Origin of the sequence: Frankia casuarinae (genome assembly GCF_000013345.1) — a bacterium.
GTDB lineage: Bacteria > Actinomycetota > Actinomycetes > Frankiales > Frankiaceae > Frankia > Frankia casuarinae.
The window spans coordinates 2,420,827-2,441,684 of sequence record NC_007777.1 but is presented as its reverse complement, the minus strand read 5'-3'; the positions used below and the strand labels follow the sequence as shown (position 1 = coordinate 2,441,684).

Sequence of the window (20,858 nt, the reverse complement as noted above, 5' to 3'; positions counted from 1 at the left end):
CGTGCCCGTCACCACATAGCTTGATCCACGCCCGCCTCTGCGTCAGCCTGAGTGTCTGCCTAGATGCTCCACGGTTCGCTATCACGAAGCTATTGGCGATCGGCCGGTCACGGGCATCTTGGGTCGCCTCGGACCGCCAGCCTGATGGCTGCATGAAACTGCCGACTGTTCCAATTCGGGCCGTCGAGTCGCATGCAACACAATGGCGCCGACCGACCGGGACGAAGAGCAACGGACCACGGAGCCAAGGCGGTTACGATGTCAGCACCGACCCTGCCCGTCGGGCGTCAACGGCTATCGAGCGACCTTCCGGTGGTAGCCAAAGCGCACGGCAGCCGCATCTACGACGAGGACGGGCGTGAATTTATCGACGGCAGCTCCGGCACGATCTGTGTAAATATTGGGCACGGATCGACCGATGTTCTGGCCGCGATGCGAGAGCAGGCGGAACTCGTCACGTTCGCGCACCGAAGCCAGTTCACGAGCAGAAGCGTATTGGCGCTGACGGAGAAGATTCTCTCGATCGGTGGGCCTGGATATCGCGAGGTCGTCTACACGAACTCCGGTTCGGAAGCCACCGAGACTGCCCTGCGCCTAGCCCTTTTCCACCATGCTCTGGCAGGCAGTCCCGAGCGTTCCATCGTGCTCACCCAGCAGCCGAGTTACCACGGCATGACGGCTGGCGCCTTGTCCGTGTCGGGCCACCCACCGCGACGCGAGCACCTGGACGCGCTGGTCTCGACGGGCGTGTCGACGGTCCCGGTCACGTCCGACGATCCCGCCGCAGATCCGCTGCCGGCCACGTCGGCCTGGGAGGAGGCCTTCGGCCGGATCGGGCCGGAGCGGATCGCCGCCGTCCTCGTGGAACCGGTGAGCGGCGCCGCGGGAGGTGCGGCGGTTCTGCGTGACGACGTGCTCCGGCGGCTCCGCGAACTGACCAGCGCGAGTGGCGCGCTCCTGGTGATGGACGAGGTTATGACCGGCTTCGGGCGGACCGGCGACTGGTTCGGCTATCAGCGCTCCGGCGTCACTCCCGACCTGGTCGTCACGGGCAAGGGGCTGAGCGGCGGCTACACGCCGATCGGAGCGGTCCTCGTCGGCGCGTCCGTCCTGCCGGGCAGATCGGCCTCCGACCTCGCTCTGGGGCACACAATGAGCGGTAACCCCCTGTCTGCGGCCGTGGCGCTCGCCGTCCTGCGGGTGACCGAGCAACAGCGCCTTCCCGAGCGGGCCGAGCGAATCGGGGCGGAGCTGCGTCGTCGCCTTGAAGAAGAGGTCACCGGGAAGGTCGGTTTCCTCGACCAGCCCCGTGGCCGTGGCCTCCTGCTTGGGCTGCCGGTGCGTCAGGCCGCCGGCGCCCACGCCCGGGCGCCACTCGCCGCGACGATCTGTCGGGCGGCGCGCGAGTTCGGACTGGTGGTCTATCCCGCTGGCGTGAACCACTGGACCCAGGCTCTCCTGGTCGCGCCGTCGCTGACGATCGAGGACGCCGAGCTCGCCGAGCTTGTGCGACGCCTCGCGCGGACCGTCACCGCCGTGGACACGCAGCTCGCGAGAACGCGCGGGCGCCGCTGGTGAGGTCCTGGGCTGCGCCGCCGGCCACGTCACCCGGTCGGCTCCGATTCCGCGAGAGCGCCGGCCGCCCGTCGGCCGCGCAGGCGCTGACCAGCTGAACGCACGGATCTAGAAAATGTTCGAACCCATTCTGGCAGTGAGGAAGTGATGCACGGTGAAGATTGGCATCCTGGCGTGGGAATGCGAGGATGAAGATGAGCTCGAGTCGCTCATCATCACCCAGGTGGCGCATGACCGGGGGCATGATTCCGTCTTCTTCGGAATCAACGACATCACCTGCGCGGCGGTCTCCGGAGGCGGCGTGCCTCAGATCCGCGGCGAGGCGGCGTCGACCTTCGACGTGATCGTCTCACGGTACGTATTCGGAAGTCCCGTTGTTGATCTTTTGGGGTGACGGCCTTCGGGGCTGGGTGTGGCCTGATGGTCGTGGTGGGTGATGTTCTGCCGGTCGGGGTGGTTTGCTGCGGTGCGTGACGGTTGTCGAGTCGGGGGCGGGCGCTGCCGCGAGCGGTGAGGTTGCCGAGGGCGCGGCGCTGCTGGCGGAGAACGCCTGGCTGCGGGCCCGGGTCGCGGAGCTGTTGACGGACATCGCCGGGCTGGTCGCGCGGGAGGCGACGCGTGAGGCCGAGGTGGTGGAGCTGCGTCTCCAGCTCGAGGCGTTGCAGGCGGAGCTGGCGACGTTGCGGCGGATGCTGTTCGGCCGGTCGTCGGAACGGGAGTGCGGCGGGTCGCCGGCCGTGGGTTCGCCGGATGGCGGGGACGGTTGTGGCGACGGGGCGCGGGGCGAGGCCGCCGGGTCGGCAGGCCGGCGGCGGGGGCCGGGCGCGCGCTCGGGCCGGCGGAGCTACGACCATCTGTCCCGCGACGAGGTCGACTGCGACTTCGAGGGCGGGGGCTATGGCTGCCTGTCGTGTGGGCAGCCGTTCACGCCGTGGGGCGAGCATGTCGTCGAGCAGCTCGACTGGCTGGTGACGGTGCGGGTTCGGGTGTCGAGGCGGCGCCGGTATCGGCGGGGCTGCCGCTGTGGCGGGTCGTTGACGGTGACCGCGCCGGGACCGTCGAAGGCGATCGGGAAGGGCCTGTTCACGCACCGGTTCCTCGCGATGCTGATCGTGGAGCGCTATGTCGCGGGCCGTTCGCAGAACTCGCTGGTCACCGGGTTGGCCCGGCACGGCGCCCAGCTCTCGCCGGCGACGCTGACCGGGGCGTGCGCCCAGGTCGCGGGCCTGCTCGCCCCACTCGCCGAGCAGATCGTCGGGCGGTCGCGGGGGTCGTGGCACCTGCACGCCGACGAGACGACCTGGCGGGTGTTCACCCCGACCGGCGGCGGCGGGCCGGCCCGCTGGTGGCTGTGGGTGTTCCTGGGGCCGGACAGCGTCTGTTTCGTGATGGACGCGACCCGCTCGACGGCGGTGCTCGCCGAACACGTCGGCCTCGACCCGGACAGCGGCCAGCTGACCGACGACGCCGACGGCGGACCGCGCCGCCTCGTGCTGTCGTCGGACTTCTACACCGTGTACGTCTCCGCCGGCCGCCGCGCCGATGGCCTGGTCAACCTGTACTGCTGGGCGCACGCGCGGCGGTACTTCGTGCGGGCCGGCGACGCGAACCCCGCCCAGCTCGGGATCTGGGCCCGCCAGTGGGTCGAGCGGATCCGCGCGCTCTACACCGCGCACGGCGAGCTCGCCGCCGCCTGGCACACCGCCGCCGCGGCCCCGTCGCCGGCCACCGAGAAGCGGCTCGCCGCCGCGTACGCCGGCTGGGACACCGCGATCACCGTGATCGACACGGTTCGCCGCGAGCAGACGGCCTCGCCCGGCCTGCAGGAACCCGCGCGCAAGGCGCTCGCGACCCTGGACCGGGAATGGGACGGGCTGGTCGCCCACCGCGACTACCCCATGATCGGCATGGACAACAACCCGGCGGAAAGGGCGATCAGGGGCCCGGTCGTGACCCGGCGCAACGCCGGCGGCTCCCGCACCGAGGACACCGCCCGCCACGCCGCCACGATCTTCACGGTCACCGCGACCGCCGCGATGCACAACCTGAACCTGCTGACCTACCTGGAGAACTACCTCGACGCCTGCGGCCGGGCCGGCGGCAAGCCGCCGACCGGCGCCGACCTCGACCGGTTCCTGCCCTGGGCCGCCAGCCCCGAGGACCTCACCACCTGGCAACAGCCTCCCGGCTGACCCCGACCCCCGAGACCCCAGCGGAGTGCCCCACGGTCACGCCGCCCACGATCATGCCCCAACGGGATTTCCGAATACGTACGTCTCACGCGCCCACCTCGGTTATCAGTGGCGCGGCACCGCGGAGGCGCTCTACCTGCTGTCCAGCGTGCCCGACCTGGTGATGCTCGACTCCGCGACGCCGCACATCCGGTCGGTCAGCAAGTTCGCGATGATCCACCGGCTCACGCAAGTCGGAGTGCCGACCCAGCCCACCAGGTCCTGCTCCAGCATCGCCGACTTTGAGGCGGCCTGCGCCGAATGGGGCTCGACCGTCGTCAAGCCCTCGATCGGCTTCGGCGGTCACGATGTCGAGCGATTCCTCGACGGCGACGACGAGAAGGGAAGGCTGAAGGTCGGTGACCTGCTGAAGACGTACGGGACCCTTCTCTGCCAGCCGTACTTCCCCCATTCCGGGGTGCTGCGGGTGACGACGATCGGGGACCAACCGTCGGTCTCCTTCAACCAGGTCACCGGCGATGACGGCTGGAAGCCGAACCACGGTCACAAGTGGGTCTACCACGCCGAGGACGACGAGGAGTACTGCGCCTGCTGCACGCCGCGGGTAAAGCGACTCCGGAACGAGATGGTCGATCCGAAGCCGGAGATGGTGGACCTCGCGCTTCGTGCCGCAGCGGCCATGGAGCTGAGCATGGCCGGTGTCGACATCATCGAGAGCGACGGTCAGGCGATGGTCCTGGAGGTCAACGCTTGCCCCGGGTTCAGCTCACTCCAGTCGGATCTGCGCACGAAGATCGGCGAAGAGATCGTGCAGCTGGCCGAAGAACGGGTGAAATCCGTCCGCTGATGTACGCCGCATAGCGCCGGGGTGAACTGTTTCCAGCACGCCGGATTCCTGTGCGGCCGCCGAGCATCAGAAGGTGGAGAAGATGGCGATTATCGTACAGAAATACGGTGGCAGCTCACTCGCGACGATCGAGAAGATTCGCGGCGTAGCGCGACGGGTGGTCGACACTGCGGCGGCGGGAAAGCAGGTCGTCGTCGTAGTGTCCGCCCGCGGCAGGACTACCGACGAGCTGCTCGGCGAGGCTCGCGCGCTCGGCGGGCACTGGCGCAGCCGGGAGTCCGACCAACTGGTCTCGACCGGCGAGGTCGTGTCGGCGGCGACCACGGCGCTCGCCCTGCGGGAGCTCGGCCAGCCCGCGGTGTCCATGACCGGCGGGCAGGCCGGCATACAGGTCAGCGGAGAGTTCGGCTCCGCTGCTGTCCATTCGGTGACTCCGGACCGGCTCAGAACGAGTCTCGAGGAGGGCAAGGTTGTCGTCGTCGCAGGCTTCCAGGGAGTCGACGCCAGCGGCGACGTGCGAACCCTCGGGCGAGGCGGCTCGGATACCACCGCCGTCGCGCTGGCAGCGGCCCTGGGCGCTACCTGCGAGATCTACACCGACGTCGACGGTGTCTACACCGCCGACCCGAGGCTGGTTCCGCGGGCACGGCTGCTTCCCACCGTACCGGCGCCCCTCATGCACGAGATGGCGCACACCGGCGCTGGCATCCTCCATCCGCGCGCGGTGGACCTGGCCGCCACGAGGAGAATCCCGGTCCAGGTCCGGAACTCGCTCGGGACGAATCCAGGCACGGTCGTCGAGGTCGTGCCGGGAAACCCGCTGGAATCTGACGGCGTCGTCGCGGCGGTCACCCAGGACGAGGACACCACGCTCGTCATGATGCGCGGCCGCGGCGAACCTCTCGACTCCTGGGCCGCGCTCGCGCGAATGGCGTCGGCGAAAGTCGCGCCGGCCGATCTCTTCGCGCTGGCCGACTCGACGCATGGAAGCACGCTTGGATTCACCAGCAGCCCGGCCAGGCAGATCGACCTGGCGCATATCGCACGCCAGGCCGGCGGCACTGTGGAACTGCGTGATGATCTGGGGCGGCTATCGCTGGTCGGAACCAGGATGAACCTGTGCGGCGCGGTCATCGAAACGCTGGCCGAGATTCTTTCGACGCACGGGATCCGCAGTCCGTGGATCGCTATCTCGGAGCGACGTATATCCATCCTGGTCCCCAGGGGCGGGATGCGTCGGCTGGCGCTGACCATACATGACGCGCTGGTGCTCGGCCGAGGGCTCGAGGCGCACTCATCGGATCGATGAAAAACGAGGTACGGCATGCCCAACTACCCGTTCTCGCGGCTCGTTCGGCTTCGGAGGCTGTATCGTCACCACCGTGGCCGTCTGTTTATGGTGCCGCTGGACCACTCCGTCACCGACGGTCCACTCAGCCGACGTCGCTCACTTGATGAGCTGATCGAGGGAATCTCCCGCGGCGCCGTCGACGCGGTTGTACTGCACAAAGGAAGCCTGCGGTACCTAAACGCCGTCCGCTTCGACCACATGTCGTTGATCGTGCAACTTTCAGCCAGCACCAGACACGCTCCGGACCCCGACGCGAAGATCCTGGTGGCGAGCGTCGAAGAGGCGCTTCGTCTGGGGGCCGACGCCGTCAGCGTCCACGTGAACCTGGGTTCGGCACAGGAGAGCCGTCAGATCGCGGACTTGGCGGCGGTGGCGGACTCCTGTGACCGGTGGGGCGTTCCCCTGCTCGCCATGATGTATCCGCGGGGCCCGAGGATCGCTGACCCGCCCAACGCGGAGTTGTGCATGCACGCGGCTGTGCTGGCCGCGGACCTCGGTGCGGACATAGTCAAGATTCCTCGCCTCGGCTCGACCGACGAGCTACGCGACGTGGTGGCCGCCTCACCGATCCCGACGGTCGTGGCGGGTGGCTCCTCAATGGAACCCGAAGAATACCTCGCCGAACTCGCGGCGGCGATGCGGTCCGGGGTCGGCGGTGTCGCGATCGGCCGGAATGTCTTTCAGGCCCCCGACCCCTGCGCGATGGCGCGTCGAATCGCCCAGATCGTGCACGATCCGCTTGAGGTTGCCAGGAAGCAGCCGAGGGTGCAGCATAGCGGCGCGGTCGGCTGAAAAAAGACGGATACGGACGGTGGGAGAATGTCCATGAAACTGTACTGGGTTGAGATCCATGGCGCTGGACCGCTCTTGACCGCGGTCGCGGAGGAGGCGATTCACCAGAGGGTCGACGCCGTCGTCTCCGACGATCCCGCCAACCTGTCCACGTTGCCGCCGACGGTCAAGAAGGTTCTGCTGACCAAGGACGGCTCCCTGGGCGAAGACCTGGACGGCGTTGATGTCGTCATCCTCGATGCCGAACGGGAGCGGATTCACGAGCTGTCAGCTACCTACCCGCACGTCGAGTTCGGCAGGTATCTCGAGGTGACCGATGCGCAGACGCTCGATGCCGCCTGCGCAGCCGCCCAGGAATGGGCGTGGACCGTCCTCCGGTTCCGCGACGAGACGAAGATCCCGCTGGAGATCGTCCTGGCCGCGGCGCACAAGTCCCAGGGCAGCGTGATCACCGTTGTTCACGACACGGACGAGGCCAACGTCGTGCTCGGCTGCCTGGAGCGTGGCGCCGACGGCATCATGCTGGCGCCGAAGGCTGTCGGCGAGTTGTCCGCGCTTAAGGCCGTGGCCGCCGGGGGTTCCTTCTCGCTCCAGCTCGAGGAACTGGAAGTCATCGAGACCAGTCATGTGGGAATGGGCGAGCGGGCCTGCGTCGACACCTGCAGCATGTTCGGCGAGAACGAGGGAATCCTAGTGGGCTCACACTCCAAGGGAATGATCCTTGCGTGCAGCGAGACGCATCCACTGCCCTACATGCCGACACGGCCGTTTCGGGTAAACGCCGGCGCGGTTCATTCCTACACGATGTCGATGGCCGGCCGCACCAACTACCTCAGCGAGCTACAGGCGGGCGGAAGAGTGCTGGCCGTCGACGCGGACGGCCGCGCTCGGCCGGTGACCGTCGGCCGGATCAAGATCGAGACGCGACCTCTTCGAATGATCACCGCGAAGTCCCCGTCCGGCCGAGTGGCAGATCTCATCGTCCAGGACGATTGGCACGTGCGGGTTCTCGGGCCGGGCGGCGTGGTCATCAACGTCACCGAGCTCCAACCGGGTACAAAGGTGCTCGGATACCTGCCGGTCGAAGACCGGCACGTCGGCTACCCGATCGACGAGTTCTGCATCGAAAAATAGGTCCTGGCGGCCCTTACATGGATCGACGAATGGGATCGCGATGAAAAACAGTGGGCCTCGAGTCGGAATTCTTGGTGCCGGGATAGCAGGCGTGACCCTGGCGTTGATGTTGGCGGATAGTGGCGTACCTAGCGTCCTGTTCGAGCAGGCGGAACTGTCCGGCGAGATCGGCGCGGGAGTGCAGCTCGCGCCGAGCGCGGTGCGGCTGTTGCACCGATTGGGCTTGGCGGATGCCCTGCGGGAGATCGCGGTCGAGGTCGAGTCCGCACTGATGTGTCAGTGGGACGACGGAACGGTGGTCGCCCGGACACCGTTCGGGAAGGACTGCGCGGACAGGTACGGCGCGCCGTACTACACCGTGCACCGCGCCGACCTACACGCGCTGTTGACCTCCAGGCTGGAGACGCCCGTCGCCACCGGGCGGCGGTGCGTCGAGGTGACGGAGGACGACGAGTCCGTTCGACTTCTCTTCGCGGACGGCTCGACCGAGGAAGTCGGACTGCTGATCGGTGCGGACGGGATACGTTCGGTTGTCCGTTCACGCATATCGGCCGACGTCCCGTGTTTCTCAGGCGAGCTCATCTATCGGGGGCTTGTCGACGCACGGCGGCTGCCCGGAGCGTTCGGGAACTCGATCCGGGTCTGGAAAGGCACGGACGGCCACGCCGTGATGTATCCCGTCCGACGCGGCCAGCTGATCAGTGTCGCCGCGACGGTCCCGGCCGAAGAGGGCGGCCACGAGTCGTGGTCGCGGCGCGGCGACCTCACCGCGATGCGGGCCAGATACGACTGCTGGCACGACTCCGTCCGCTCGGTGCTGGCCGCCCTCGACGAGGTCACCGTGTGGGCGCTGCATGACCGTGAGCCCATCGAATGCTGGGCGACCGACCGCACCGTACTGATCGGCGACGCCGCGCATCCGATGCTGCCGTTCCTCGCTCAGGGCGCGAACCAGGCGATTGAGGACGCGACGGTCCTGGCCCTGTGCCTGGCGGACGCCGCTGACTCGCACCGGGCCGCGTTCGACCGCTACCAACGGCTACGGGTTCCGCGGGCGAGAGAGATCCTTCTTAGCTCCCGGCAGAACGCGGAGCATCTGCGGGCCGAGGAGCCTGCGTCGCGCCAGGACGCCGCGGTGACCGAGCTGCCCCTCGAGGACCACGACTGGCTCTTCGGCCATCACGCGGAGGAGGTCTGATGGGGGTCGGTACCTCAGGTTTCCACCGTCGCTCGCGGGATGTGAGCGCGAGTGGTCAGCCTCGGATCGTTCGTGCGCACGGATCGCGACTTTTCGACGACCGCGGCCGGGATTACATCGACGGCATTTCCGGCGCGACCTGCAACAATCTCGGGCACGGCATTCCAGAAATGCTCAGCGCAATGCACAAAAAGGCGGCGTTAGCGAGCTTCGCGCACCGGACGCAGTTCGCGAGCCAACCGATTGTCGACCTTACGAGAGAAATTCTCAACCTAACTGGCGCCGGCTATCGGGAGGTCCTCTACACTGACTCAGGACCTGCCGCGATCAAGCTGACACTGGACCTGGTAAGGCGACACCACGCTCTCAACGACGAGAGCGACCGGCCGATGGTTCTGACACAGCGACCGAGCCATCAGGGATCGGGTGTCGTCGCGTTCAGCATCGCCGGGCGGCCCGCTCACGACGGGAGTGCGGCCCTCGGCCGCGACAGCCCGGCCTCGTGGACACAGCGGGCGGCGCCGAACGCCGACCAACTCGGTCCCGATCTCGACGACTGGCAGCTGGCGTTCGACCGGGTCGGGCACGGGCGCGTCGCGGCCGTTCTGGTGGAGCCCATGGGAAGCGCCGACAGCGGCGCGACGGCGTTGTCCGACGAGACGCTGAGCGGCCTGCGGGAGCTATGCGACGCCAACGGGGCGCTGCTGGTCGCCGATGAGACCCTCACCGGTCTGGGCCAGGTGGGCGACTGGTTCGGACATTCCAGTTCCGGTGTAACCCCCGACCTAATCGTCATGGGGCCGGGCCTCAACGCCGGCTGCTCTCCAATCGGGGCCTGCGTGGTCGGGCAGAACGTCCGGCCGCAGCAGCTGTGCACCGGCGCGACGGCCCTCGGTCCCTCGTCGGCCGTGACGGCGCACGCCGTCCTTCGGTTTACGAAGGAACAGAACATTCCCGAGCGAGCAAGACAGATGGGTGCCTTCCTCAAACGTGAGCTCGAGGCCCTCGCAGCGCCCGTCTACTATCTCGGAGAACCACGAGGGCGGGGACTGCTATTCACCCTTCCGGTGCTGACCGGACCACGACTTTCGCAGGCGAAGGAAATCTGCGCGACGGCGATCAACTTCGGCCTGATGCTGCGCCCGACCGGCGTCGACCGGGCGACCGAGGCGGTCATCGTCGCGCCTCCGCTGACCATCGCCACTCACGAGATGAACCTTCTTGTTGATCGACTGCGGGACACCCTGCGCAACCTGGCGAACTCGATGGGATGAACCAGTGAGCACGCTGCTGATCGGAAACTCGTACAACGACAGTCTCGTCGCGGATCTCGCATCTTTTCGCGAGGCTGACCGCCAGGTGGCCGGCAACATCTCGCTCCGGATGATCTGGCTTGCCGAGCCCGGTGACATCCTCGTGCTTCCGCAGCCCCCGCGACCCGAGTTTGTGCGTTACGCGCTGACTCTGCGCGGCCTGGATGTCGACTCGGTCCTGATCATGGTTCCGCCCGCGGGCCGTCTCGGGTCGGATGTTCTCACCGGCGACCGGCTCCTCGACGGGGGCTTTCTCGCCGAACTGCGCGCCCTGGTCACGAAGCGGAACGTCGACCATGCCTGCCCCTACGTGTTCGACGCGACGACCGCCCATCTCATCAGGGAGCTGGGCCTGCACAGATCGATGCCGGGGTTCGGATTCTACGAGGCCGGCGGCGCGGACCTCGTGAATAGCAAGAGCGTGTTCCGCGCGATGGCTGGCGGTCTGGGCCTCCCGGTCACCACAGGCATCGTGGCGACCTCCAGAGCCAAGGCGCAGGAGTTCGCGGCCGATCTCGTCGCGGCGAACAGGTGCGTGATCGTCAAGCAGGACTTTCACGCCGGCGGCTACGGCAACGAGATCATCTCGCCGCGCCCCGACGTGCAGCCGCTGGGCGCGCCCAGCCTGCGGGTGCTCGATTCCCAGGACGCCGTCCGACGGCATTTCGACAGCGCCTGGTCACGTTACTCGGTCGACGGCCGCCACAAGGTGATCGTCGAGGACTATGTGCCCGACTCCATGCCGCTGGGCGCGGAGGTGAGAATCACGGCCGAGGGAAGCAGGCTGCACCATATCGGCGAGATGCGAATGGCACCGGTATTCGACGGGGTAGTGATCCCGGGGGCCGTGCTGAGCGAGAAGAACCGGGCGGAGTTCAACGACATCGTGCTGCGGGTCTGCGATTCCATCCGTGCGCTCGGATACGTCGGCCTGGCGAATATCGATGGAATCCTGACGCCCGACGGAGACCTCCTACTGACCGAGATGAACGGACGCCTCGGCGGCACCACACACCTGCACTGGATCGCCGACGCCCTGGTCGGCCACGACTATCAGACCGAATGCGTGTTGATGACGCGAAACCACTGGCATGTCTCCTCGTTCGACGACGCGGTGGCCCGGCTCAGGACGAGCGGACTGCTCTTCGAGCCGGACGCGCGTGCGGGAGTGCTGATCGGCTGCGAGCATATCCAGCAGTCGGGAGTAGTCGAGTACTGCATCGTCGCGAAGGACGTCGACGCGGCGGAGGAGATCGAGACGAGTCTTCTACGGCTCCCCGGCGGCTCGCTGGACACACCTTGAAATCACCACAGGAGGACAATGTGAAAAATTCGTTGCTCAATGGTGGGAGAGGCATGGCCGAGAATACTGAAGTCGTCGACGTTGTGGTCATCGGCGCCGGGCCGGCAGGTGCGGCGGCGGCAGCGACGCTCGCGAAGGCCGGGCGTAGCGTGATTGTGTTGGAACGGCGGACCTTTCCCCGTTTTCACATCGGCGAGTCCATGGTGCCGTTCGTCAACGCCGCGTTCGAGAAGCTGGGAATACTCGACCGGCTCAAGCAGCAGGGTTATGTCGCCAAGCATGGTGCCGAGTTCTGCCAGGGAGAGGAGGACGAGAACGTCCGCGTTTCGTTCACAACGCAGGGGCCCGGTCGCCACCACGTGACGTTCCAGGTAGAGCGGGCGCACCTGGACAATATGCTCATTCAGTTCGCGGGCGAGTGCGGTGCGCGGGTGATCCACGAGGCGACGGTACACGACCTGATAACAGAAGGCGACCGGGTCGTCGGTGTGCGCTACGAACACGACGGGACGGCTCGCGAGGTGCGGGCACAGTACGTTCTCGACGCCGGCGGGCGGGCCAGCAAGATCGCCAAGGCGTTCCGGCTGCGGAAGCCGGTCGACCGACTGAAGATGGTCGCGGTCTTCCGCCACCTCAAGGGCATCGACGAGGCGCGCAATCCCGGCTTCGAGGGCGACATCCAGGTGGGCGCCCACGAGGACGGATGGCTGTGGGCCATTCCCATCTGGCCCGACACGATGAGCGTCGGCGCGGTCATGCCGCAACAGGTGCTGCGGTCCGGCGATCCCGCCGCGCTGTTCGACGAGCACGTGTCCCGGGTACGGCGCGTCCGGGAGCGGGTCGCGGGCGCCCATCCGGTGAGCGACGTGCAGATCGAAACCGACTACTGCTACTACTCGGACCAGGTCGCGGGGCCGGGCTGGTTCCTAGCCGGCGACGCGGGCTGCTTCTTCGACCCGATCTTCTCCGGCGGTGTCTACCTCGCCACCTCCACCGGCATCCGCGCCGGCGAGTCCATCGACGCCGCCCTGCGGGAGCCGCTCCGCGCCGAGGAGCTCCAGAACGAGTACCAGCGGTTCTACAAGACCGGCTACGACATGTACGCCCGGCTGATCTACATGTACTACGAGGAGCCGGATCCTGACGCCTACCTGGCGTCCGTCGGACTCGACGACTGCGGCGACGCCTTCGCGAGCAACAAGTGGGTCGTCCGCTTCCTCTGCGGGGACTTCTTCAACGCCCGGAACAAGCTCGCCCAGGAGGTCGTCAAGGAGCGTCGCTGGGACACCTTCGCGCCGTTCGAGCGCGTCAGCGAGTGCCCGTACTACGCCGAACTGAACGAGGCGGAGGACAGGGAGCCCGTCGAGGCGTAACCCGGACCGATGGAGGTGGACCGGCGCGCACGCGGCACGGTCCCGACAGGCGGGCAGACCCGGCTAACGGTCGATCGCCGCGTTCTTCGCGAGGGCCTGATTCTCGCGAGCGTGTTCGTCCGAAGCCAGGCCTGCCCGCCACCGGCGGTCCACGATCGTGGTGAGCTGGCGCGAGTTGCCGCCCGGATGAGCGTCCGAGCGACCGGCCGCGGACCGCCATAGCGCGGCGTTCCTAGAGGGCTTGGGCTGGCGAAGTCGGTAAGGATGAGTCAGGTTCACGAGCTGCGGATCATGCTGCGAGTCCTGCCTGTTTTGAGGAGTCTCTCGAGCGCCTGGTCGTAGGCGTCCGCGGCCTTTCGGAGGGGAGTGTCCGGTCGCTGGCTCTGTCGCACTTTCTTGACACACCCGCAACTGACAGTGCTTCTCAAGGCAGAGTTCCCGCTCGTCGCCAGCCAACTCGACCAGCCGCAGTGACCACGATCACGGTCGCCTGGCGGCCCGGAAGTGCCCGGACCGCCAGGTGTTCGGAACGCTTGTTCTACTCGGTAGGCGATGTTCTGGTTGGCACGGTCACCGAGCATCGTTCCTGTTCGAGGCACGTGTGGCGACCGGCCGAACAGTGATTTCAGGGCCAACAACCAAGATCGAACGGTTCGGATGCTGGTACACATGGTCCACCCGCCCCACGCGCTCCCGTTCCGTGCTCGCTGATCTTTGATCAGCTTCGCCACCTGCCGTTATGCCTGCCCGGGGGCGACCCCCGGACCCCCGGGCGGCCGGCGTTTTTCTAGATCGGCGATCTTTGGTGGCAGCCAGGGTGGCAGCCAAAGCCCCCCACACCCCCACACCCGCTGCGGGAGCCCCACACCCGGTGGGCGGGGCGGGACGGGCAGGCGGAAGACACGGTCGGACCGCAGCCGGCTGACGAGGTCGACGGGCAGGTCGGCGAGCAGCCAGGCCAGGCGGGTGACGTCGTAGCCGGCGTCGAGGACGACGAGGATGTTCGGGGCGCCGCCGCGGTGGTGGCCGGCGGCGACGACCCGGTCGACCAGGTCGCGGAGCTGTCGGGCGGTCACCGTGGTGAGGTCGTTGCCGGGACCGAGGCGGACCGCGTCCAGCGGCGCTGTCCACGAGGTGCGGCTCGGTTCGAGGGCGGCGACGAACGAGTAGGGCCAGCCGGGGATCATCTGGGCGTTGCCCTTGCCTCGGCCGTAGGTGTGGCAGAACAGCCGGTCCGGGCTGGTGGCCGCGTCCGGGCGCAGCCACGGGCTGACGTCCACGCCCAGGATGATCCGGCCGTCGGCGGCCCGCGGCAGCGGCAGCCCGTGCCAGCGCGCGGCGCAGCCGGCCGATCTCGATGCGGCCCTGGTTGACCGCGTCGTACAGCGCGCCGTGCCCCCGGCGGTGCTCCGGGGTCAGCGACAGGCCGACCAGGTCACGAACCGGGCCGTCCGCGCACAGCACCGCGTCGGTGAGCTCGAACAGGGCATCCGCCCGCCGGGTCAGACAGTCGTAGAACTCCTGGCGGAACCGACACAGCACTTCCAGGTCCTCGACGGCGGGGACATCACGGGCCAAGCTGTCCTCCACGGCCTTATGCCTGATCACGGTGTCTTTGGCGAGAAACCAGGATCAACAGAAGGCCGCTTCACGTCACGGCGACACGCCCACCCACCCCACAACACCTCCAGGTATCACACAGCGTGACGTTCGGAGGTTAAACGGCAAGCTTAGTGGTTGAGCCTGGAAGTCCTTCGGGGTTGTTAGGCGGCCTGTGTGAGGGCTCTGGCATTTGGTTCTGACTTCACCTGACTCCCGTGATCATTGAGCCATTTCAAAGTTGGTTTTCCTAAAGGCCCTCGGTGGCGAGGACGAGGGCGGCCTGGGCGAAGGTGCCGACGCGGCGTGGGCAGCCACGGAAACGGTCGAATATGTGCCAGTTCTTGAGGACCGCGAATCCTCGTTCGCCTTGTGAGCGGGTGGTGGCGTGGGTCCGGTTGGCCTCCTTGTCACGGTCGGGGAGGTCGTTGTTCTTGGGTTTCTTGATCGGGACGAGGAGGCGGTCGCCCTCGCCGCCGACGTAGCCCTTGTCCGCGTAGAGGTAGAGCTCCGAGCGGTCGATCAGATCGAGAATGTCGTGCATCCGGGCCGCGGTGAGGTCATGGACGGAGCCGGGAAGCCCTTCGGAGATCCAGATCAGCCGGCCGTAGGGGTCGGTGAGGCCCTGCAGGTTGATGCCGTGGTACTTGTGCTTGCCCGAGTAGTACAGCTTGTTGTGCGCGCGGACACGGTTGGTACGCACGACGGTGCCGTCGAGGATGAGGAAGTTGCTCTGGGTCCACGCGAAGATCCAGACCGCGGCGAGCAGGGTCCGGCCGTGAGTGGCGAGCAGGCGGACGGCTTCGCGGATGTAGTTGTGGACGGTGCCGACACTGACCTGGAAGCCCTCGGCGAGCTGCTCGTAGCGTTCACCCTTGCGGAGGTGGACGAGCACCAGGAGTGCCTGCTCGGGTGGGGGCAGCTTGCGCCAGGTCCGACGCTGGGCGCGGTCCTCGGCCAGCAGCCCCGCGAGGAAGGTCAGGGTCGACTCGGGCAGGTCGACGACACCAGGGTAGGTTAGCAACGGAAGTCCTCGGTCAAGGGCACAGTGGGGTAGACACCCTGTGATCTACCGGGGACTTCTCTATTTACGGCACCCCTCCGGCCACCGCCCGAACAACTATCGCCGCCGCCAGATGACGGAACGACCGGAACCAGTGCCCGTTCAATTCGTCAATTGGTGATCCTCAACGGCCGAAAGAATCAGACAAACAGAGATTGAAAAGGCTCATTGGTGTCGGGTGGTGGGACGGGCAACCGAGCGACGGAGCCCGCGACGGCTGGTGCTGTGTCGTCGTCGAGGCGGGCGAGGTGGCGTTCGAGGTCGGCCGCGGTGTACTTCCACTTGAACGGTGTGGCGGTGACGTTGTAGCGGTCGACGAACGCTGTCAGGGTGTCGGCGAGCACGTCGAGGCTGGCGAAGTCGCAGGGTGACACGACCTTCCGTTGGACGAGCGAGAAGAAGATCTCCACTTGGTTCAGCCATGAGGCGTGTGTCGGGGTGTGGATCAGGATGCGGTTCGGGTGGGCGGCCCTGAGTCGGTTGATCGAGGCCTGGCCTCGGTGGTCGGAGCCGTTGTCGACGATCACGAACACGCGCTTCGCCGTCCGGTAGCGGTCCTGGGCCATGACCTGGCCCATCAGTTCCATGAACGGCGCGATGCCCGTCGTCGGCGGGGTCAGCACGGCGGCGATCCTCCCGGTCTGGACGTCGAGCGCGGGCAACAGCGCGAGCGCGCCGTGACGTTCGTACTCGTGCTCGACCCGGATGATCCTGCCCGGGGCGGGCGGGGTGGTCGGGTGGATCCGGGCTCTCGCCTGGATCGACGGCTTCGCGTCGATCGAGACGATTCGATCCTCGGGGCCGAGGGGTTCCTCCTGGTAGAAGCCCTCGTAGAGATCGAGGATCACTTTCGCCTTCGCGGCGAAGCCCGGGCCGCGCGCGAAGATCCAGGACTGGTAGCGCCACGGTTTGATCGGGTGCTCGGCGAGGATCCGCCGCACCGACGACGCCGAGATCGCGTCGACCAGGCCGCGGGAGAGCAGTTCGGCGGCGAGTTCCGGACACGACCAGCGGGCCAGCGGCACCTGGGTCTCGGCAGGTAACTGGCAGGCCAGCGCGACGACCTCGGCCCGTTCCGCCTCGCTGATCCGCCGTGGCCGACCCGACCGGGGCAGGTCGACCAGTCCCGCCTCGCGTCGCCGCGCGAACCGGCCCCGCCACGTGCGGACCGTGTCCTCGGTCACGCACAGTCGCCGGGCTATCCGCGCGTTGGAGTAGCCGCGGGCCGCGTCCAGCACGATCGTTGACCGCTACCAGTCCCGGTACGGCGTCCTGCGCCCGTTCACGCGGGCCTTGAGCCGTCTGCGTTCGCTCGCGGTCAGGTCTATGGGTACGGCAACGCGGGGTGACGGCATCACGCACTCCGGGAGCAGGCGGGGTGGGCGTCCAAGGCGACGGCGGGATGATCGTAGCGATCTGCCGGCTGCCGGCAGACTGGTGGGCATGGCGGCGATCCCCGAGTCCACGACGTCCTCGATCCGGCTGCGCCTGCTCGATCATGCGGAGCAGCGCTGGCCGCAACTCGCCCGCACCGAGGTCACCTACCGTGGCGCGTTCGCCTACGTCGCCGGCGTCCTGCCCGACGGCGAGGAGATCCCCCTGTGCCGGCTGCGCTACGGCGGGTCAGCCCACTCGTTCGGCTTCGCGATCTACTCCGCCGCCCACAACCGCTACCAGGAAACCGCCCTGCTCACCGGCTACCTCGCCGGTAGCCCCCAGGACGCCCTCGACACCGCCTGCACCGTCCACCTCCCCACCGAACCCAGCTGATCACTGCACCCCCGAAGGACTTCCAGGCTCAACCACTTAGCGCGCGGAAACAGGACACCCGCATCGAGTCAGGCGACGGCGGTCCTCAGAACCCAAGAGGTGACGCGGGGTCGGCCAGGGAGGTCAATCCGTCCCGTGCACCACAGCAGTGCCCGGGACGGGTCACCTTCCGGAGCGTCAGGGAAAAGCCGTCCGAGGATGGCGACGCTCAGCGGCTCGGGAGGCGACCACGCGATTTCCAGACCCTGGGTAATGTCGTAGGTGTGGACCAGGGTCTCGCAGACGCCCAGCGCGGCGAAGCCGCTGGGATCGGTGGCCCCCCAGTGCCAGGAGCGGACCTCCGGCGCGGCTCCCGACACCGCCGCGCCGAGCAGACAGCCGCACACCCTAGCCAGTCGCAAAATCTGTCGCGGCGACGCGCCCGGCCGAACTGTCAGGTCAAAGGGCAGGTATTTCTCGTCGCTCTGGGCTGTGAGCTGTACAGCATAAGCCGCGAGGTCGTGGACCACGTGCGCAGCGGTAGTCCAGCAGGTCCACTCCAGGGAACCCGCGGGTATGTGCCAGTCGATTTCGTCATGAGGGGCCAGTACCCGCACCATCTCGGCCACGGCCTGCTGCACCTCGTCAGCACCCACCAAATGCATGGCCCAAGTCTGCCAGCTGGATGGCCAAGGGTCACGGCCCGTGGCGCAGGTTGTTCGACCTGCCGGCCGAAGCGCTGGTGACGAGCGGGTGGGGGCCCAGGGCGGCGGCAAAGTTGCTGGTTAGCAACCGGCCTTCTTGATTGTTTCGAGGGGTCGTTCGGGGTGGCGGGCGTGGTGGCGTAGGGCCTTCGCGATGTTCTTCGCGCCGGTAAGGCGCAGGATGGTGATCGCGAGGTTGCGGAGGCTGGTCATGACCTGCGGCGCGTTTCCGGTGCGGGCGCGGTGTCTGTCCTCGTCGTAGGTGACATCGCGGACCCAGTGGAGGCGGTTCTCGATGGCCCAGTGCGCTTGGGCGAGTTCGGCGAGCAGCCTCGGGCTGGCGTGGTGCGTGGGCAGGCTGGTGACCGCGTGGACGGTTTCGGCTGTGGCTGGGCCGCCGGGCCAGGGGCCGGCGGTGGCGGATGATCCGGACGGACTGGACCGCGTGGGGGAAGCCGATCCCGGCGCGGACCTCGGTGGCCTGCACGGTCCGGCGTTCGACGCGGCCGTGGCCGCGGCTTCTCGTCCGCGACGTGGTGCGGACCTTCGTCCAGCGCAGGGTCGCCAGCTGGGCCAGCAGCGTCGGCCGGTTCGCCTCCACAATCAGCAGGTAGTGCGCTCCGTGGTCGACGAGCCAGGTCGCGGTGTCGTCCTGGGTGTGCAGCGCGTCTTATGGTGACGTCTTCGTTATGCCGACGTGCCGTGGCCTGAGGTGAGCCCCGTTTCTCGGACACCTGCATAGTAGGGACCTTATCCTTCTTATGCGGCGTCCGCAATAGTTGCGATAGTCGCGTGGTAGAGGTTTTCGGCCTGTTCGGGGGTTTGGTAGCGCGTAAGAGTTCGGTGATGGCGTGGGTGGGCGGGCCGAAGGCCCGGCCGGTGTTGCCGGTCGGGTGGTTTTCGGCTTGTGGGTGGGGTTAGGGCTCGGGCCCGTCGGGTGGGCCGTCCTGGGGTGGGTCGGTGCTGGGAGGGCTGCCGGTCTGGGTGGTGGTCTGCCAGGTGAGGAAGGGTTCGAGGGCGGGGCCGGCGGGTGCTTTCCCGCCGGCTGTGGCGCAGGCGTTCAGGTAGCCGGTCAGGAACGCGAGGGGTTCACGGCCGTTACGCTCCGCGGTGGCGACGATGGTCCAGACCCGGGCGGCGAGGTGCGCGGCCCACTCAGCGTGTGCGCCGTAGTAGTTCTTCCGCCCGACGACCGGGGTCCGTAGCGCTCTCTCGGCAGCATTGTTGTCAAGATCCAGGTCGGGGAAGTCCTGGTGGCGGGCCAGCCCGTCCCATTCCCGGTCCAGGGTCGCCAGGACCTTCTTCGCCGCCGGGTGCAGGCTGTGGATCGCCGCCTCCGCGCGCCGCGCCGTGTCGATCGCCCTCAGCGCGGCCTCGAACGCGCCGGCGGCCTCGCGGTAGCCGCCGGTTGTGGGCTGCTCGGCGGCGAGGGCGCGGTGAGCGAGGTAGAGCATCCCGATCCGGGCGACCCACTGGTCGGCCCAGTACCGCAGTTGGGGGTGGGCGTCCCCGGCCCGGATGAAGTACCGGCGGATGTGTGCCCAGCACCAGAGCGGGTCGACTCCGTCGACGCGGCCCAGGGACTGGTAGACGGTGTAGAAGTCCGACGAGACGACGAGGCGACATCCGTCGGACAGCGCCCCGGCGGCCCGGTCGATCCCGAAGTGCTTCTCGACCGGGGCAGCCGAGCGGGTCGGGTCCATCCGGAACACCACCGTGTCGGCGGCGACGAACACCCACAGCCACCAGCGGGTCCCGTCCTTGCCCTCGACCCGCTCGAACACCCGCCACGTCGTCTCGTCCGCGTGGACATGACCGGCGGCGGCGTTACGCGCCACGATCTGCTCATCGAGCCCGCCGAGCAGTCCATGCACGTCCTTCAACGCCCCACACAGAGTGCCCTCGGCAACACCGAGCCCGGCGGCGGCCAGCGCCCGAGCGATCCGGTGCAACGGCAGGCCCAGGACGTACTTCTCGTAGAGAAGGCGGGCGAGGAACCCCGCGGTGAACCGGCCCTTGGGAATCGGTTTGGGTGGCACCGGCGCGGTCACTGTCCGCGGCCCCGGACATGTGCAGCACCGCCGATACCGCCGCCGCCGATGCACGATCCGGGTGATCACGACCTGCCAGTCGACCTGTTCGCTGTCGTCGGTCCCCAACGGCGTGAACGCCACCCCACACCCGGGGCAGGCACGGTCGACCTCGGGCACATCATGGATCTCCTCGCGGGTCTGCAGATGCGAGTAGTCCCGCCGGCCATGCCCCCGGCTCCCCGGCCGCTGCCCGCGTTGACGCGCCGGCCGGCCGGCATCCCCACCGCCCGAATCCTGCCGATCTTCTGGTTTCTCATCCACAGCCGACGACGGGCCGGTCTTCTCCGAGGAACGACCGAACAGCATCCGGGACAGCACCGCGACCTGCTCGCTCAACTCCTCGACCCGCAGCTGCAGCTGCCCGACACGGGCCTCGGCTTTCTCCGCACACTCCTCGGCCCGCTCGGCACGCCCACGCCAGTACGCCACCTCGGTGACATCATCGGTGACAGACAGAACAGACACACCACCCAGGACACATCACCAGCGTCCTCGGTATCAGGAACTACACCCGACGTATCACGAAGAGCCCACAACCCCCCACCAGCATCCCGCGGACACTCCGCCCGACT

The 20,858-nt window shown here is 67.8% G+C and carries 17 protein-coding genes and 2 pseudogenes; 12 read left to right on the top strand and 7 right to left on the bottom strand.

Translation table 11 applies throughout. From position 1 onward, the window contains the following. The first annotated feature begins 258 nt into the window (after window positions 1-258). From FRANCCI3_RS10445 to FRANCCI3_RS10395, 11 genes are all read left to right on the top strand, one after another. The gene (locus tag FRANCCI3_RS10445; protein ID WP_023841879.1) at window positions 259-1,578 is read left to right on the top strand and encodes an aspartate aminotransferase family protein; all 1,320 of its coding nucleotides are present in this window, start codon (window positions 259-261) and stop codon (window positions 1,576-1,578) included. Window positions 1,579-1,729: 151 nt separating this feature from the next. Next, the gene (locus FRANCCI3_RS10440; protein ID WP_011436499.1) at window positions 1,730-1,969 is read left to right on the top strand and encodes a hypothetical protein; all 240 of its coding nucleotides are present in this window, start codon (window positions 1,730-1,732) and stop codon (window positions 1,967-1,969) included. 76 nt (window positions 1,970-2,045) lie between these two features. Further along, on the top strand, window positions 2,046-3,767 hold the full coding sequence (locus FRANCCI3_RS10435; RefSeq protein WP_237704547.1) for an IS66 family transposase: 1,722 nt from the start codon (window positions 2,046-2,048) through the stop codon (window positions 3,765-3,767). A 25-nt stretch (window positions 3,768-3,792) separates the two neighbouring features. Next, window positions 3,793-4,614: an ATP-grasp domain-containing protein gene (locus FRANCCI3_RS10430; protein WP_035959176.1), complete on the top strand. Its 822-nt coding sequence runs from the start codon at window positions 3,793-3,795 to the stop codon at window positions 4,612-4,614. An 82-nt stretch (window positions 4,615-4,696) separates the two neighbouring features. After that, complete coding sequence (locus tag FRANCCI3_RS10425; protein WP_011436497.1) at window positions 4,697-5,923, top strand: aspartate kinase; 1,227 nt, start codon at window positions 4,697-4,699, stop codon at window positions 5,921-5,923. A 15-nt stretch (window positions 5,924-5,938) separates the two neighbouring features. Continuing rightward, window positions 5,939-6,757 carry a 2-amino-3,7-dideoxy-D-threo-hept-6-ulosonate synthase gene (locus tag FRANCCI3_RS10420; RefSeq protein WP_011436496.1) on the top strand — a complete coding sequence of 273 codons (819 nt, stop codon included), beginning with the start codon at window positions 5,939-5,941 and terminating at the stop codon, window positions 6,755-6,757. Window positions 6,758-6,790: 33 nt separating this feature from the next. After that, window positions 6,791-7,891: a 3-dehydroquinate synthase II family protein gene (locus tag FRANCCI3_RS10415; RefSeq protein ID WP_011436495.1), complete on the top strand. Its 1,101-nt coding sequence runs from the start codon at window positions 6,791-6,793 to the stop codon at window positions 7,889-7,891. Window positions 7,892-7,931: 40 nt separating this feature from the next. Further along, window positions 7,932-9,089 carry an FAD-dependent monooxygenase gene (locus tag FRANCCI3_RS10410; protein WP_011436494.1) on the top strand — a complete coding sequence of 386 codons (1,158 nt, stop codon included), beginning with the start codon at window positions 7,932-7,934 and terminating at the stop codon, window positions 9,087-9,089. Continuing rightward, entirely contained in the window at window positions 9,089-10,363 is a 1,275-nt protein-coding gene (locus tag FRANCCI3_RS10405) for an aminotransferase class III-fold pyridoxal phosphate-dependent enzyme (RefSeq protein ID WP_011436493.1), read from the top strand. Before FRANCCI3_RS10410 ends, FRANCCI3_RS10405 begins: the two co-directional genes overlap by 1 nt. Before the next feature lie 4 nt (window positions 10,364-10,367). Next, on the top strand, window positions 10,368-11,705 hold the full coding sequence (locus tag FRANCCI3_RS10400) for a peptide ligase PGM1-related protein (RefSeq protein ID WP_011436492.1): 1,338 nt from the start codon (window positions 10,368-10,370) through the stop codon (window positions 11,703-11,705). Between the two features lie 53 nt (window positions 11,706-11,758). Further along, window positions 11,759-13,078, top strand: a complete 1,320-nt coding sequence (locus FRANCCI3_RS10395) for an NAD(P)/FAD-dependent oxidoreductase (RefSeq protein ID WP_011436491.1) — start codon at window positions 11,759-11,761, stop codon at window positions 13,076-13,078. Between the two features lie 848 nt (window positions 13,079-13,926). On the opposite strand, the pseudogene FRANCCI3_RS28715 reads toward FRANCCI3_RS10395, so the two are convergent. From FRANCCI3_RS28715 to FRANCCI3_RS10375, 3 genes and pseudogenes are all read right to left on the bottom strand, one after another. Then, window positions 13,927-14,656, bottom strand: a pseudogene (locus tag FRANCCI3_RS28715) (transposase); the annotation flags it as partial. 271 nt (window positions 14,657-14,927) lie between these two features. After that, a complete protein-coding gene (locus tag FRANCCI3_RS10380) occupies window positions 14,928-15,701 on the bottom strand; it encodes an IS5/IS1182 family transposase (protein WP_011434618.1) in 774 nt (257 codons plus the stop codon). Window positions 15,702-15,880: 179 nt separating this feature from the next. After that, the gene (locus tag FRANCCI3_RS10375) at window positions 15,881-16,978 is read right to left on the bottom strand and encodes an IS630 family transposase (protein WP_011436488.1); all 1,098 of its coding nucleotides are present in this window, start codon (window positions 16,976-16,978) and stop codon (window positions 15,881-15,883) included. A gap of 205 nt (window positions 16,979-17,183) precedes the next feature. On the opposite strand from FRANCCI3_RS10375, the gene FRANCCI3_RS10370 reads away from it, so the two are divergent. After that, window positions 17,184-17,510 carry a hypothetical protein gene (locus FRANCCI3_RS10370; protein ID WP_041257881.1) on the top strand — a complete coding sequence of 109 codons (327 nt, stop codon included), beginning with the start codon at window positions 17,184-17,186 and terminating at the stop codon, window positions 17,508-17,510. Between the two features lie 68 nt (window positions 17,511-17,578). On the opposite strand, the gene FRANCCI3_RS10365 is transcribed toward FRANCCI3_RS10370, so the two are convergent. From FRANCCI3_RS10365 to FRANCCI3_RS10355, 4 genes and pseudogenes are all read right to left on the bottom strand, one after another. Then, window positions 17,579-18,154, bottom strand: a complete 576-nt coding sequence (locus tag FRANCCI3_RS10365; RefSeq protein WP_023841872.1) for a maleylpyruvate isomerase N-terminal domain-containing protein — start codon at window positions 18,152-18,154, stop codon at window positions 17,579-17,581. A gap of 120 nt (window positions 18,155-18,274) precedes the next feature. Beyond that, the gene (locus tag FRANCCI3_RS28540) at window positions 18,275-18,406 is read right to left on the bottom strand and encodes a hypothetical protein (protein WP_023841871.1); all 132 of its coding nucleotides are present in this window, start codon (window positions 18,404-18,406) and stop codon (window positions 18,275-18,277) included. A gap of 30 nt (window positions 18,407-18,436) precedes the next feature. Then, window positions 18,437-18,796 (bottom strand): annotated as a pseudogene (locus FRANCCI3_RS29015) (transposase); the annotation flags it as partial. Window positions 18,797-19,110: 314 nt separating this feature from the next. Continuing rightward, window positions 19,111-20,751 (bottom strand): IS66 family transposase, encoded by a 1,641-nt coding sequence (locus FRANCCI3_RS10355; RefSeq protein WP_011436484.1) that lies wholly within the window; start codon window positions 20,749-20,751, stop codon window positions 19,111-19,113. Between the last annotated feature and the right edge of the window lie 107 nt (window positions 20,752-20,858).